A 14,184-nucleotide genomic window follows, 5' to 3' on the forward strand; every position below is an offset into this window, starting at 1 on the left:
AAATGATTTTAGTTGGGTATTATACCATTAAACTATACAAAGTTGTTTTGCGGCATGTAACACGTTTTGATAGTGATACAGAGTAAAATTCCCGTTTTCACGGGAATGAAATGTCTAATGATTTGCTGTTTTTTAGACAGGCAAGACGGTATGAGGTAAATTAAGGTTGACCTAGCCGTCTTGTTATCTAAAATATGAGAATGAATATAATGTAAACAAAAGAGATTCCCGTTTTCACGGGAAATAAATACGTCTAAACGAAATCAGTTTGGGGAAGCTGAAGTAAAGAGTATATAAAATCAAGAAACGAATATCAAAACGACTTTGATTTAAGTATAGTGGGTTCAATAATATGAATTTGAATTTTCTTGATTTATTTATGATTTGCTATTTAGACAGGAGTAGGGTAGTCTTACGTTGTAAGACTGCTTTGCTTTTTTAAAAAACTAACAAGATTCCCGTTGGTTGCTGAGTTTGTCGAAGTACATGGGAAATGAATATGAACGCTAAAAAAGTACTATTTTTCAAAGGCTTTGTTGTTGGATTTCTATCCGCAGCCATATTCTTTGCAGTATTTGTTTTAGTAGGGATCTATTTTTTTGTAAAATACTAATTACCCTTGCCTAAAATCCCTTAATTTTTTTCAGAATGTAATCGTAAAGCTAAATTATTCTGGAAGTGAGAACCTCAATCGTACTAATTGAGGTTTCTTTTTTTTAGCTGTATCGTCCTAAAACGTATTTACTATTTTAGTTTAGAATTGAGTCTGATTTTTATTGTTTTTAATTAGAGTTTGAATGGTAATTATGGTGTTCCCGTAAGTGATTAATATATTATTTTTGTAATTTATGTTTATTATCAATTTTAAACTATTTATCATGAAAAAAAAGAGTCTTAAATCTTTAAAACTTAACAGAAAGTCAATTTCAAGTCTTCAAAATAATACTGGAGGTTTAAATTGGTCAGACACTAATCAACCAGATCAAACTCTATCAGTTGGATGTGATTTTCCAACAATAAATGATAGTTGTTTTTCATGGTGCGATGACAAATGCAATGACTATTAAAAGTTTTAAAGCGAGCTTCGGTTCGCTTTTCTTTTTAATATTAAGATATAAGTATTTTTGTAGTATTTTTTGTTTTAGCGATATTATTTTTTAGGTGATTATATACTTGTTTTACCCAAATATAAGTTGTATATTACACTATAAAACAAACCAATTATGTGTAAGTCAACAACTAAAAAAGCCTTTACTAATTTAATAGAAGTAATGATGCACTTCTCAGATGAAAATACTTGTAAAGAGTATTTAACAGAAATGCGTTGGTCAAATGGTATTATTTGTCCTCATTGTGATAATTCAGAAAAGATTTACACAATGAAAAAAGGCTATAAATGTGCTAAGTGTCGTAAGCCTTTTTCAATTACCAAAGGAACTATATTTGAGAATAGCGCAATACCATTACAAAAGTGGTTCTCGGCAATTTGGCTGATTACATCACATAAGAAAGGGATTTCATCTTTACAGTTGCACAGAGATTTAGGGATCACACAGAAAAGTGCTTGGTTTTTACTTCAAAGAATACGTTTTGCAATTAGAACGAGGTCTTTTAATACGCCACTTACAAATATTGTAGAACTAGACGAAACTTATGTTGGTGGCAAGAATAAAAATCGTCATGCAAATAAGAAAGTTCCAAATGCACAAGGTAGAAGTACCAAAGACAAAACGCCTGTATTTGGATTAGTCGAAAGAAACGGACGTTTGGTAGCTATGAGAGTACGTAATACAACAAAAGCAACTGTCATGCCTATTATATCAAGAAACGTAAGTAAAGACGCAAAGATAATGACTGACGAATGGAAAGCTTATAACGGTTTATCTAGCATTTACGATCACGAATTTATAAAGCATGGAAAAGGTGAATACGTTGTCGGACAATGCCATACAAACACAATAGAGGGTTTTTGGTCGTTGTTAAAGCGCGGTATTATTGGAATATACCACAATGTAAGTTCTAAGCATTTAGACGCTTATGTAGATGAATTTGAATACAGATACAATACAAAAAATATTACGTGTGTTGAGCGTTTTGATAATATGTTATCACTATGCAATTCACGAATAACTTATAAAAACTTGATAAGAGAATAATTAAAACCGATTTAAAAATGAGTGAAGACACAAAACTTTTAATAGCAGCAATAATAGGAGTAGGAATGTATTTAATAGGATTTTTTCAATGTTATTGGGCGTTTAAATCAAAATTTTTAAAATAATTCCGAGAAAAAAAGATAACACAGCAGGAATTAATATTTGTAAAACTCTCATTAAATTTTCAAACTTAGTTTGAGATTTTAGATTATTGATTTTAAGCTTATCATTTTCATACTTTTTTTCAAAACCCAAATGAATTTTAAGGAAACCTTTGTGAGTAATTTGATAGATAGTTCCCTCATTATCACTTTTATGAATATTTATATATTTACTTTCTGAAAGATAGTCAAGTGCGGAATCTATTAAATATATTTTAGTTTGAGATTCTGTATATTTATCGTAATTTTCAGTAAGAAACTTTGATTTTTCGTTTTCATAAGTTTTATCAAAAACTATTTTAGGCTTTACTAATTTTATAATTGTTTCTTTTGAAACCGTATAGTTTAAATAAGGACTATTCACAGTATCTAAAACATAATCTAATGTTTTTAAGAATAAAATATGATGTGATTTAATCATTGGAATTTTTAAACAAGATAGAAAAATAATTCCAAATAAAAACGTATGCAATAATGACAAATAAAAAACCCAAATACGAAAAACCTTTACAGGTAGATATGAGTTTTGACGAGATGATGCAAAGACTATCTAACGTTGATAAAAAAGAGGTTGATAAGAAGATAAAAAAGATTACCAATAAGAAGTAACTACTATATATCCATAAATTGAGAAGCGGCGTTTAAATACAGTTTAGAGTATGCAACCTCTTGTTTTATCATATCTTCAATATCCTTTTTAAATTCAGCTATTTCAGCCTTTGGAATAGTGTCTTTATCATTATACTTTGCTAGTAAGTCATTAAACTTTCTAATCATTAGTAATTCGGGATTGATTCTCATTTGATAGCTTTTAGATATGTAATGTACAAATATAACAATTTAAAGAAATCTTTTACATTTCAAATTTAAAATAACGGCATTTGGGTAAAAGTAGTATATAATCGCCATTTTTTATTTGATATATATTCTGAAAAATTCAATATTATCACTCATTTTTTTCTTTTAAAATAATGTATTCATCTCTGGATAATGAAATTCTTCAATAATAGTTGGTCTATTAGAATCAACTTTATTAGAAAATAAATCACGCGACACAGGGAAATCTTCAAATTCTTGTTGCGTAAAAGAGAACATCATTTGTTCTGTAATGTCACCTTCTTTTAAATCTGGGTTTATCCAGTCCATTTCTTCTTTAGTATCTAATACAATAGGCATTCTGTATTGTCCTTGTTTATTCTTACTATTATGTACACGTTCAAAATATGGGTTTGCCTTAGTTGTAAGTATGGAAGCTGTGTATATGTTATCTTCCATGTGGTTAAAGATACCAGCAAATGCAAATGCTTCTTTGTTTTTGTACCGAATGTAGTATGGGTACTTTTTACCTTGAAATTCGTGCGGTTCAAAAAAGCCATCCACCAATATGAGACATCTATTGTTTAGGGTTGGTTCTCTAAATAATTTACTTTCTAATACTGCTTCACTTCGAGCGTTTAATGTGTTCCAATTTCTTAATTGGTTGCTTCGCTCAGAGATATCTACATTCTTTGGCATCAAACCCCAATAGGCAGGTTTTATTAAATACGGATCGTCTTGCGTAATTATTTGCAATGATTTAGTTTCCCAACCATTGAAATGGTAATACGGCTCGTACAGTTCAGGATATTCAAAAGTAGCATCAAAACGACTTTCGAGTTGTACTGCTTTTTTAGTTTGAGAAGTATGGAAGCACATAACAAATATTTTAGAGGATTATTTGCAATTTACTACAATAATTTCATTTATATCAGTTGTATAATTTGGTGACAAACGTTCCTGTCGCATTTTCCAAGCGCGTTTCGGGTCTTGCCCACCAAGCTTTAAGGTATGACTTCCGTATTTTCCGTTAAGCTTGTCAATAGTTACCATTAATGGTTTATGTTTCGCATTAGATTCTAAAAACATATTCAGCTGCATATTTGTATCTGGAACAATTCCCATGACAATGACACCCGCTTTTTTATAGTGGTATCCTTCTTTGTATATGCTTTTTAAGGCATGTTTGGCATATTTTGAAATTACTATGCTAGAATTACTCGGATATGGCAATTTGATAACAATGTTTTTACGATGTTGTTTTAAATCTGTTCTGTGTCCGTTGGTATGAATAAATACCATAATGAGATTACAACATGATTGTTGTTTGCGTAACTTCTCCGAACATGTAACGGCAAATGTTGACACTCTTTCTCCGATATCTTGAATGTTTGAGATCATACCTGAAAAACTCCGCGTTGTGGCAATTGCTTTTTTGTTTTGAACTTCTTCAAGTGACAACGTCGGTATTCCTTCTAGGTCTTTTTTTAGTCGTAAGCCAACAACGGTAAATTCTTTACGAATCCATTGATCTGAAGCTTCCGTAAATTGCAGCGCGTTGTTTATACCGTAGCGTTTTAGTTTACTAGCATATCGTGCGCCTATTCCCCAAATGTCTTCAACGGATAGCCATTTTAAAGCTTTTTTTATTTTTTCTTCAGAATCCATTACATACACACCATTTGTTTTACTCGGAAACTTCTTTGCTATTTTATTGGCAACCTTTGCCAATGCTTTTGTTGGAGCAAACCCAACACTTATTGGAATTCCTTGACCATGAGCAACTGCGTTTCTCATATCATTTCCAATGGTTTCAAAATTGAAACGATCATAGCCTTTGAAATACAAAAAAGCTTCATCAATGCTATATATTTCAATATCGGGCGTAAATGTCGCCAATGTATTCATGATGCGTTCACTGAGGTCACCATACAAGGTATAATTAGAACTAAATACATTGATATTATTTTCTTCAAATGTTTTTTTGAAAAGATGTGCAACGGCTCCCATTGGGATGTTTAGCTTTTTGGCTTCATTGGATCGGGCAATTACACAACCATCATTATTGGAAAGTACTACGACTGGCTTTCCTTCCAAAGATGGATTAAATACGCGTTCACAAGACGCGTACATGTTGTTTACATCTACTAAGCAATACATATTTCGGGGTTTTAGGGGATTGTAAAATTGGTGAAGAACTTATTAGCACTAGCACAAAAAAACCAGTGAGTTCCGTAGTTGCAGTGAGTTGTTGTTTTATATTACATTATTGATATTAATTTTTGTAATACCTGTTGTGATTGTTACTACTTATATAATGATATTGATGAAATTGAAAAAAATCAATGTGTATGGTGTTTTTCTTTTTTATATCTGTATAACTACTGTTTTAAATGTTAAAGTGAATATTATCTTAGGATTATTTATAGTTTTTTACTTACTTAAGTGATAATAAATTTAAATCATTTAGTAATGAAAAAAAGAAATCTTAAAGTTTTAAACCTTAACAAGAGTTCCATCTATAGGCTAAATTCCAAATCGATTAAAGGAGGAAGAATTGACACTTTTGATTTAATTTGCGTTGCAGATAATAGTGACTATCCTAGATGTGTTTATACACATCGCTATGGTCAAATGGGACCATGTCAATGAATAATTGAATATATCTCATAAACTGTTTAATAGAAATCGAATAGTATATAATTTCGAGCGAACTTCGGTTCGCTTTTCTTTTTCATATTAAAAAACGAATATTGAGATGTAAGTATTTTGAAAGAGTTTCTTGAATTTTGAATAGTATGTTGTGAACTTCCTTTTACAAATACAACACACTAGCCACATTCACTTCTTCAGCAGGAACTAACTCCGCATACTTTTTAGGGTTAATCTTCTTAAATTCTTCTTCCCAAACAATATGGAAACCGTGTCCATAACGCCCTCTACTTTCCATCACATAGTCTTTCACTTCGATGATTGCATCTACCAAGTGCATCCACTTTTGATCGCCTTTAAAATTGCCTTGTTTGGTGACTTCAAAAATAAGGATGAATGAAATGTTGGGATATTTTTTAATAAAACGATCTTCAAACTCATGCGGTTTAATTTTGGTTCGATCAATGTAGCCGTTAATGAGATCAATAAAAATAAACTGAAACTTTCCCGATGCGCACACTGCGTCTAAATCTTCTAAGGTTTGAAAGTCCGAAGCTTTGGCGTTTGGGTTTTTATCAAGTCCTGCCAATGACCATAATTTTTGTGTATTTGCATTGTACCCTTGATCTGCAAAATTATACAGTACATTTCCAAACTTGGTTAAATAGGCTGCGAGTTGACATGCGCCTGCGGTTTTTCCGTTTTTTGGTTTTCCCGAAATACCTATTTTCATATTCCGTGCAGGATCTTGTAAAAACTTTTCCCAACCCATATCAAAGGTAAGCGTATCAAATTGTAAACTCATAAGTTCATCGGAGGAAAGCGTCCGTTTGTTTTTCAAACTTTTAGCCGTTTTTTGCTGCTTATTTTCGGGTGTTATATGTTGGTTTTGTTCCTGGTTAATTGTGTTTTGAATTTCTTGAGTATGATGTGATATAGGAAGTGATGGAACGATATCAACAAAAGGGTTTTTATTTTTATTTTCAGATTCATCAATCACTAAAATAGGGCTACCTAAACCGCTTTTTTTTTTGAAGCAATCACGCTGCCACCTTCTAAAAATCGATATCCTTTATTGAGTTTCCCATCTTTTCGGAGTCCTATACATTTAATTCTGTTGGTACACAAGCTTCGTACAGGAATGGAAAGCCCAACAAGTTTAGGCGCGATTTTTTTAGAAGGTGTAGCAAGGTAACTTTCCAGTGCCATTTTAGCATTCACTACATCTTTGTAAAGTCGATTACTCTTGGTTACTTTCTCTTTTTCAATGGCACTATTAATGCGTTTTAATAAATTTGTAGCTTTAGTTCGTTCCGGCTTAAATCCTTGCATCCCAATAAAGGATTTTAAAAGTGTGATAGCATAATTTACTTTTCGCTCTTTTGAGTAGGCTTCCATTTCTAAGTACAGCTTTTGATCTGTAAATTCAATATCGGCATCGCCTTTTACGGGATTCACAATATCAAAAAGCGCAATTACTTTTTTATGAATACGGGTAAACAAATCAGCATCGCTGCTCGTTTTTCGTATCGAGCGATCTAAGGCAGCTTTTTGGAACGCCATGTAGACAAGTTGTATTTTACGGAATGTAGCCGTTTTATTGAGTCTAATGAGGTTATAAAAGCGTCTTATGAGCCTATACTCAGTTGAAAAATGATCTACCATTTTAATATCTACGGTTTTTTGGATGGTCTTTTTTTGTGGCTTGGGTTTAGCTTCTGTTTTTGAAGCTGTGGACGTTTGTTTCCGCTGAGTTGGATTTGGATAGTCGCTTGGATATTGTTTGTATAGGATGTTTTCTAATATGTCTTTTTTAAAATAAAAATCAAGTTCAGTTACACCGTATTGAACTGTAAACTTATGATCTCTTTCTTGGGTGATTTCGTCAATAGAAATATAGCCTGCTTCCGCCATTTGTGTATCTCCATTAAGAATTACATACCCAAATAATGAATTACGATCTTCTGCAATATCGGTAATATACCAATCTGTTTCACCATGAAAATAGTGCGCATATACGGTACTTTTCTTTATAGAATCTCCTTGTGGCTTTTTTGGAATGCTTGCTAGTTCTTTTTCAACACGCCCAATCACATCATCAAGTTCAACACTATTCATTTCGATAAGCGCCTGTCTTTGATTGTAAGGTGCTAAGCGTTTAAAATACTTAGTTTGCTGTATTTGCGCGTGCGTGCTTAATCGCTTTGATTTTTGCTGAATTGGCTTTGGTGTTTCTTGTTTTCCTAGCTGTTTCTTAGGTGCAGAAGTACTCCTTTTTCTAGTTGTTCTCTTTTTGGTTGTGCTTGTTGTTTTGAATTGCTCATTGACAGCTTTTAAAAAGGCATCAATAGGTTTTCTAAGCTGCTGGTCACTCATCATTTCGGGATATTCATTTAAAAGTGTCAACACGCCTTCAGCACTTTCAATTCCGTCAACTACTTTTTGGTCCACGAACTCCCAATTGATTTCTTTCTTTTTTTCAAAATAATTTTCTATTGTAATCATGTTATGTCTTTTTAATCAGATTATTTTAATGCGAGTGCTAAGGTTAACGCTTGCGCTCTAGCGCGTGCAATCTTTATTTTTTTTACTTTTTCAGCTAGTTTAGGATTTTCTCTATCGGGTATGCCACACGTATCTTGTTCAACCTCATTGAATTTATAGCTAAGCAAATGGTTTAAATTTTCAAAGTCTCGTACTCTAGTATCTAGGTCAGCTCCAAAAACGGTTAGTTTTTTTTTTTCCTGTATGATCTTTTGTTCAAGTTTATCTTGAAAGGCTGTGTCTGAGAGTTCTTCATATTCTTGCTCAGTCGCTTTTAGTTCCTCACGGAATTTTTCGATGACATCTTCTGTGTTAGAACCTTCTGTATATCCTTTAGATAGGAGTGATTTCTGAATTTTATACACTTTTGTAACGGCTTCTTTGAAATCATCATAATACGGCTGATTTCCATCATATTTCAAAAGTTTGTAATACTTTGGCATTGCTGAAATCAGTATCTTATCATCATATCCGCCTGTGGTGAGTTCGACCAAGTCATCCAATAATTTTTGAATGCGTTTTACTTTGTCCTGTGCTACTTTTGGTAAATCTTCAAGATCAATATGTACCATTTGATAAAAATAGACAGTGCGCTCTTGTGTGCTATACACATTGACATCTTGCAAGTCATTCAAGGCTTTTGAAACATCTGTTTTTAATTTTTCTTTTGCCGTATCATACGCAACTTTTAACTCATCATATTTCTCGATATCATCAATTCTTTTTTTGAGGTAACTTTTCTTTGATTGCAATTCAAAAGCCAGTTCTTTTAGTTCAAATCGCAGCAATACTTTGGTATCTGTTATCAGCGCGTATTTCACCTCATTTGGGTTTAAGCTTTCCTCATCGAGGACATTGCCACGATCTGATTTGCTCCACAAATCATTGATCCGACTTGTTTTTTCCTCTAATTTTTGAAAAACGAAAATATCCATGCTGTTTTCCATCAGTGGCATGGTCACTCTCACAAAGGCATTTTCATTTTTTTGTCTCCAAACTCTACCTTCTAATTGTCTAAGGTCAGTTGGATTCCAATCGGGATATAAATTATATAGATCCGTAGCTTTTTTTTGCAGATTAATTCCTTCTTTGATGGTACTTGTACCAATGATTATTTTGCAAACACCTTCATTGAAAGCCTGTTTTATTTTTTCCTTTTTAACCAGTGAAACATCACCTGTGATAAATTCTACTTCATCAACTCGTTTTTTAGGATTGCTCAGTAAGGGACGATCTTTTTTAAAACCAACGACAACTTCCAAATACTCTTTAATGTATTTAAAATAGTGTTTGCCACGATTCATATAAATGACTTGTCCTGACATGGGAAGTCCTCGTTTATCATACCACTTTTTGACACTTGAAATGCATTCCATTGTGTACTTAATCTTAGGGGAACTGTCTACAAAATCAATAAAATCAGTAGGTGTTCCACCAATTAAAAATGGACTCAGTGCATTATTTAAACTATAATTCAAAAGCCTAAGCAATCTACTTGGGTCTGCCTTTGAACCGCCCAAAGAAGCTTGTTCATTGATCGCTAGTTGATTGGTAGCTTGTTGCTTTGTCATTTTTAAATACGTTAGGATTTGTTTCTCCTTTGGAAGTGGTTTTACTCCTTTTTCAGTTCGCTGCGAGGTTTTCGGTAAATTGATTTTACAAGGTCTTGGTATGTTGGCTTCTTCGCCTGTTTTGTAGTTGATATGGCTATTGATAAGCTTCTGTAACGAAACACGATTATTGAATTTTTTAACTACGTTTTTCGGCTTGATTTCCCCATCAATAGTAATTACATTATCGGTTGTTTCTTGTATGTACTGCTCAAAGAAATATCTAATATTTAAAATGCCCCATGTTTTCATATACTCATACGCAACGAGCGATAACATGGAATAGATTTCCATTGGACTATTGGTAAATGGTGTGGCTGTGAGTAGCATGACATTTCGACCATATTTGCGCTGAATGTAATTGCATAAAAAGAAAGCCTTGATTCCACGATTGGAAGGCAATCCGCCTTTTATGTAGAATTGTTTGCCGTTGTCTTCATCGCCTTTTACTTCAGAAAAAATATTTTTAAAATTATGGGCTTCATCAATCACAATGTAATCAAACCCTAAATCCTCTATATCCGCAATGGTTTCTTTAAGTCCAACACCAATAATGGAGCGTATTTTTTCATAATCACGTTCAATATTCCGTTCGCTTTTTTGCGCATTTTGTTCCAATATATCGGCAAGTTGTATAAAATGTTCCTGTTGCGTTCGCTCATTAAACCCTAGTTTTTCAAGTCCTTTGTAGGTTACAAGTGTGATGGTGTTTTCGGGTACTTGTTTTGTTAAATCGATATGCTTATAACCCGCTCCAAGATTATACCATCTGTTCACCTTTATTCCTGTGCCAGTTAAGATACCTTGCATATCATCGGAACTTCCCAACATTTCTTTCAACCAGTTTTCATACGTTGGATTGGGAACTGCAATAATCGGACGTTTGCACTTACCGTTTAAAATAGCACTCGCAGTTTCTATAATTGCAGTGATCGTTTTTCCAACACCCACATCATAGGCAATAATTCCTGAGCCAATCAGTTCCATAAATGCGATTCCTTCACGCTGTGCAGCTCTAATATCCAAATCAAATCCCATAAACTTTTTTGATACCTCAATACCAATGGGGATTTTATGATGTTGCAATGGAGCAATGGCGTTGTAATTGCTATTGTAATATCCATCTAAGCGCAATTGATCGGTAATGGTTAATGCTTCATGAAGAAATACTTTAAATAAACGTTCTCCTTCATCTTTGGTAATCTTCTTAATCTCACGCCATGCTATTTTTTCAATATCCATTGGCTTGCGCTTGGCATTGATATAATAGTCAATGATTTCTGTTGGATTCGTATTTTTAATATCCGCTTCATCCAAAGATGTTAACCAATCCGAGAACGCGAGCCGAAGACTCATTTCTTCAGAAAGAAATACGCCTGTATCTGTTTTTAGAGACTTTACTTTAAAAATTCGGGTATACTCTGAAATCAAAAGTATTACAGGACGTTCACTCTCCATTGGGTTTTGAACAGACAAAGGATTGGGTTTATTTTCTTCTAATGTTAACAGATGTTTTTCATACACACTTTCGCCAAAATTTTCAATAATGGTATCAGCCATTTTGGAAAGCTTACTTATTTTGGTATACAGATTTCCAAAGACAAATACAGGATAGGGTACATACGATTCTGTAATTGGGTCAACAAATAAGATTCCTTTAGAGATCCAATGTTTAAGACGCGCTGCGGTCATTTCCACATGATACGATTTCCAGTTTTCCATTGGTACACCGCTTTTTCTACGATACCATACCCACGCCTGAATTTCTTCTTTAGAAATTCCTGTATTGTGTTTGGAGATACTTTCTTCAATAGTATAAGTAGGTGTTGCGGGTTTTCCTAGCCCAACACTAATAAGCCTATGCAATCTATTTTTAGATTGCTCAATACGTGTAAACGTTTCTTTTTTTAATTGTCCTTTATATACTTTCATAATCCTTGTAATGTTGCTAGTAAAGCAGCAGCTTTTGCTTTGGCGATTTCTATTTTTTTATCTCTATTGGTATCTGTCATTCCCGTAACTCGTAACACATCATCTTTGTTGCCTTTAACCATGATAGGGAAGTAGAGCGAGGTCGTTGCATATTCTACACCTGCAATCTTTTCGGGATGCTTTTTAAACCAAGCATCATCACTGGTGATTTGAGTAAAATCCATCACAAAGAGTTTTCAATATGAACAATACACGCGCTTGCCGTCATGCTTTCGCTTATCATCATATTGATAATGCGATCTTCAATATTTTTATAGCCAATTTCCTCTTCAATGGCATGAAAGATTTTAGGCGCATTTTGCAGTGTTACTTGCGACAATGCATTCTCTATATTTTGTCTTAGGGTGTCTATCATTTTCTTCTAAGTATTATAATATCGGTAGGTACTTGTGTGTTTTTAAAAACTTTTGGCATGCGATAGGCATCTACAAGTTCTGCATACTTTCCAATGAGTTGTTTCTCGTTTGTATAGGTGTCTTTATTTCGTAAAAAAGAGGAAGCCGTTATAAATACGAGCAACCCATCTTTTTTTAGGAGTTGCATTGATTGATACATAAAAAAAAGTTCAATTTGTTTGATCTTTAAGGGCTTAAAATAACTAGAATATAGGTTCTTGTACTTGCCGTACGGTGGGTTTCCAATGACTAAATCAAAAGGCGCATCTGTAAGCCATGTGCTATTGTTTTTTAATTTGGTTGTATAACGTGGCGATTCTAAAAAAGCGGTTTCAAAATACTGATTATATATCGTGGTTTGTGGCGCTCTTTTTTGCGCAATTTTAAAATTTAGCGGATCTAATTCAAAAGCGGTTGCATTTTGTGGATTGTCCAATACCATTAGAAAATTTCCAGTTCCGCATGCGGGTTCTAGTACGTTTCCGTTTACATCAAATCCATAGCGTTTTGCTAGTTTATACATCACTTCACAAAGCCAAATAGGGGTGAAAAACGAATACAAACGATTTTGTCCTACATTTGATTCGTAAGTTTCTAAAACGGCTAGGTCTTCTTTGGAAAGTGTTTGTTTATCTAATATGGCTTCAATGGTTGTTTTCATTTTTAAATACTTTTTATCGAATAAAAATGTTGTTTGTTGAATTTCTAGTTGACGTTTTTTTTGTTTATGATATATTTGGATGGTTAATTCTTAAATTAACTATGCTGTTTAGCGTACTATAATTTTCGGCTTAATTCAAGTAATGCTATTCCCCTAAGCCCTCTTTAGAGGGCTTTTTCTCTTTTTAGTAATTGTTTGTTTTTTTTTGATGGTTGGTTACTTTTTTGCTTATGAAATATCATAGCTTGTGAGTTCTACATTTACCTCTTTGATTTCCTTAGAACTAAGCGAAAAAATAGGCGTTGTAAACATAGAATCCTTTACAAATTCCATGGTGTAATCATCACCCGCATCAATGGAAACAATTTGATATGAACTGTCTAAAAAGGGGATTACATAACCAACTAAAACGCCATTTTTAAACACTGTTACTTGTGCGTCTATGGCATCCCTCACGCTATTATCATATACATTTCGCTCAGTTACTTTTCCATAAATTGCAGCCTGTCCTTCAGCTAAGTTAAAATCTGGCTGATTTGATGGTTCTTTCTTTTTTTTTGGTTTGACTCCAATCATGTTGCAACAATTTTATACGCTATATATCCAAGTAATGAAATACCAAAGACTTTAGGTATCCAACTTTTTTTTTTGGCAATGCCACCCGAACTACTGCCTAAAAAATAGTTTCGCCACGCCTGTGGTATCTTATTGGTAATCAATTTAGTAATTTCTCCAACGGTAATCTGCCGATCATTATTCAAATCAAAAACAGGATTTGCATCGGCTATGGTACTCGCACTCAAATTGCTTGTCTGTAACACATAATTGGAAGCTTTGCCCATTGCCACAGGAAAAAAAGTAGCCAAATACAAATCCACATAACTATTCATTCTATTTCGATATGGATAGTAATATTGATACACATAATACAATTGTTCTTCCGCAGTCATCAGTGCTAATTCATCTATGGAAGTCCCTAAGCTGAGTGCTGTATTTGGCATAAATTGTATCAGTCCTGTGGCATTACTAAATGGATTTCTAATGGATGCGCTGAATGTTCCCGCTGTTTCAAAATACATCACTGCCATGAGCCAATTCGGATCAATATTTAACGAACGGCAATAATCCTTTACAGAAGCAATAAAACTACTTCCATATACGCTTGGTACATTTTCTTGAAATATGAGTTCCATGTCT

At 33.4% G+C, this 14,184-nt stretch carries 15 protein-coding genes; 3 read left to right on the top strand and 12 right to left on the bottom strand.

Going from position 1 to position 14,184, the window contains the following annotated elements; translation table 11 throughout:
- Positions 1 to 878 precede the first annotated feature (878 nt).
- Positions 879 to 1,067, top strand: coding sequence for a hypothetical protein (locus tag H2O64_RS04675; protein WP_187560987.1), 189 nt, complete (start codon positions 879 to 881; stop codon positions 1,065 to 1,067).
- A gap of 156 nt (positions 1,068 to 1,223) precedes the next feature.
- Entirely contained in the window at positions 1,224 to 2,156 is a 933-nt protein-coding gene (locus H2O64_RS04680; protein WP_187560988.1) for an IS1595 family transposase, read from the top strand.
- A gap of 102 nt (positions 2,157 to 2,258) precedes the next feature.
- On the opposite strand, the gene H2O64_RS04685 is transcribed toward H2O64_RS04680, so the two are convergent.
- Positions 2,259 to 2,738 (bottom strand): hypothetical protein, encoded by a 480-nt coding sequence (locus H2O64_RS04685; protein ID WP_187560989.1) that lies wholly within the window; start codon positions 2,736 to 2,738, stop codon positions 2,259 to 2,261.
- Positions 2,739 to 2,791: 53 nt separating this feature from the next.
- On the opposite strand from H2O64_RS04685, the gene H2O64_RS24155 reads away from it, so the two are divergent.
- Entirely contained in the window at positions 2,792 to 2,926 is a 135-nt protein-coding gene (locus tag H2O64_RS24155; RefSeq protein ID WP_262890628.1) for a hypothetical protein, read from the top strand.
- Between the two features lie 3 nt (positions 2,927 to 2,929).
- On the opposite strand, the gene H2O64_RS04690 is transcribed toward H2O64_RS24155, so the two are convergent.
- From H2O64_RS04690 to H2O64_RS04740, 11 genes are all read right to left on the bottom strand, one after another.
- Positions 2,930 to 3,118, bottom strand: coding sequence for a hypothetical protein (locus tag H2O64_RS04690; RefSeq protein ID WP_187560990.1), 189 nt, complete (start codon positions 3,116 to 3,118; stop codon positions 2,930 to 2,932).
- Positions 3,119 to 3,280: 162 nt separating this feature from the next.
- Complete coding sequence (locus tag H2O64_RS04695) at positions 3,281 to 4,012, bottom strand: SOS response-associated peptidase (protein WP_187560991.1); 732 nt, start codon at positions 4,010 to 4,012, stop codon at positions 3,281 to 3,283.
- An 18-nt stretch (positions 4,013 to 4,030) separates the two neighbouring features.
- Positions 4,031 to 5,293 carry a Y-family DNA polymerase gene (locus tag H2O64_RS04700; RefSeq protein ID WP_187560992.1) on the bottom strand — a complete coding sequence of 421 codons (1,263 nt, stop codon included), beginning with the start codon at positions 5,291 to 5,293 and terminating at the stop codon, positions 4,031 to 4,033.
- Positions 5,294 to 5,948: 655 nt separating this feature from the next.
- Positions 5,949 to 6,590 carry a hypothetical protein gene (locus tag H2O64_RS04705; protein WP_187560993.1) on the bottom strand — a complete coding sequence of 214 codons (642 nt, stop codon included), beginning with the start codon at positions 6,588 to 6,590 and terminating at the stop codon, positions 5,949 to 5,951.
- Between the two features lie 209 nt (positions 6,591 to 6,799).
- Positions 6,800 to 8,290, bottom strand: a complete 1,491-nt coding sequence (locus tag H2O64_RS04710; protein WP_187560994.1) for a hypothetical protein — start codon at positions 8,288 to 8,290, stop codon at positions 6,800 to 6,802.
- Between the two features lie 20 nt (positions 8,291 to 8,310).
- Positions 8,311 to 11,871, bottom strand: a complete 3,561-nt coding sequence (locus H2O64_RS04715) for an SNF2-related protein (RefSeq protein ID WP_187560995.1) — start codon at positions 11,869 to 11,871, stop codon at positions 8,311 to 8,313.
- Positions 11,868 to 12,095, bottom strand: a complete 228-nt coding sequence (locus tag H2O64_RS04720; protein WP_187560996.1) for a hypothetical protein — start codon at positions 12,093 to 12,095, stop codon at positions 11,868 to 11,870. Before H2O64_RS04720 ends, H2O64_RS04715 begins: the two co-directional genes overlap by 4 nt.
- Positions 12,095 to 12,286, bottom strand: coding sequence for a hypothetical protein (locus tag H2O64_RS04725; RefSeq protein ID WP_187560997.1), 192 nt, complete (start codon positions 12,284 to 12,286; stop codon positions 12,095 to 12,097). Before H2O64_RS04725 ends, H2O64_RS04720 begins: the two co-directional genes overlap by 1 nt.
- The gene (locus H2O64_RS04730; protein ID WP_187560998.1) at positions 12,283 to 12,987 is read right to left on the bottom strand and encodes an Eco57I restriction-modification methylase domain-containing protein; all 705 of its coding nucleotides are present in this window, start codon (positions 12,985 to 12,987) and stop codon (positions 12,283 to 12,285) included. The genes H2O64_RS04725 and H2O64_RS04730 overlap by 4 nt, the downstream gene beginning before the upstream one ends.
- Positions 12,988 to 13,215: 228 nt before the next feature.
- Entirely contained in the window at positions 13,216 to 13,563 is a 348-nt protein-coding gene (locus tag H2O64_RS04735) for a hypothetical protein (RefSeq protein ID WP_187560999.1), read from the bottom strand.
- Positions 13,560 to 14,180 (bottom strand): lysozyme family protein, encoded by a 621-nt coding sequence (locus tag H2O64_RS04740; RefSeq protein WP_187561000.1) that lies wholly within the window; start codon positions 14,178 to 14,180, stop codon positions 13,560 to 13,562. The genes H2O64_RS04735 and H2O64_RS04740 overlap by 4 nt, the downstream gene beginning before the upstream one ends.
- Between the last annotated feature and the right edge of the window lie 4 nt (positions 14,181 to 14,184).

The organism is Kordia aestuariivivens (genome assembly GCF_014397005.1).
Taxonomy (GTDB): Bacteria; Bacteroidota; Bacteroidia; order Flavobacteriales; family Flavobacteriaceae; genus Kordia; species Kordia aestuariivivens.

Excerpts from the sequence above, each read along its gene's own strand:
- H2O64_RS04730 (WP_187560998.1), bottom strand. The coding sequence starts at position 12,987 with ATGAAAACAACCATTGAAGCCATATTAGATAAACAAACACTTTCCAAA.
- H2O64_RS04710 (WP_187560994.1), bottom strand. The coding sequence starts at position 8,290 with ATGATTACAATAGAAAATTATTTTGAAAAAAAGAAAGAAATCAATTGG.
- H2O64_RS04695 (WP_187560991.1), bottom strand. The coding sequence starts at position 4,012 with ATGTGCTTCCATACTTCTCAAACTAAAAAAGCAGTACAACTCGAAAGT.
- H2O64_RS04675 (WP_187560987.1), top strand. The coding sequence starts at position 879 with ATGAAAAAAAAGAGTCTTAAATCTTTAAAACTTAACAGAAAGTCAATT.
- H2O64_RS04740 (WP_187561000.1), bottom strand. The coding sequence starts at position 14,180 with ATGGAACTCATATTTCAAGAAAATGTACCAAGCGTATATGGAAGTAGT.
- H2O64_RS04715 (WP_187560995.1), bottom strand. The coding sequence starts at position 11,871 with ATGAAAGTATATAAAGGACAATTAAAAAAAGAAACGTTTACACGTATT.
- H2O64_RS04700 (WP_187560992.1), bottom strand. The coding sequence starts at position 5,293 with ATGTATTGCTTAGTAGATGTAAACAACATGTACGCGTCTTGTGAACGC.
- H2O64_RS04705 (WP_187560993.1), bottom strand. The coding sequence starts at position 6,590 with ATGAGTTTACAATTTGATACGCTTACCTTTGATATGGGTTGGGAAAAG.
- H2O64_RS04690 (WP_187560990.1), bottom strand. The coding sequence starts at position 3,118 with ATGAGAATCAATCCCGAATTACTAATGATTAGAAAGTTTAATGACTTA.
- H2O64_RS04685 (WP_187560989.1), bottom strand. The coding sequence starts at position 2,738 with ATGATTAAATCACATCATATTTTATTCTTAAAAACATTAGATTATGTT.
- H2O64_RS04735 (WP_187560999.1), bottom strand. The coding sequence starts at position 13,563 with ATGATTGGAGTCAAACCAAAAAAAAAGAAAGAACCATCAAATCAGCCA.
- H2O64_RS04725 (WP_187560997.1), bottom strand. The coding sequence starts at position 12,286 with ATGATAGACACCCTAAGACAAAATATAGAGAATGCATTGTCGCAAGTA.
- H2O64_RS24155 (WP_262890628.1), top strand. The coding sequence starts at position 2,792 with ATGACAAATAAAAAACCCAAATACGAAAAACCTTTACAGGTAGATATG.
- H2O64_RS04720 (WP_187560996.1), bottom strand. The coding sequence starts at position 12,095 with ATGGATTTTACTCAAATCACCAGTGATGATGCTTGGTTTAAAAAGCAT.
- H2O64_RS04680 (WP_187560988.1), top strand. The coding sequence starts at position 1,224 with ATGTGTAAGTCAACAACTAAAAAAGCCTTTACTAATTTAATAGAAGTA.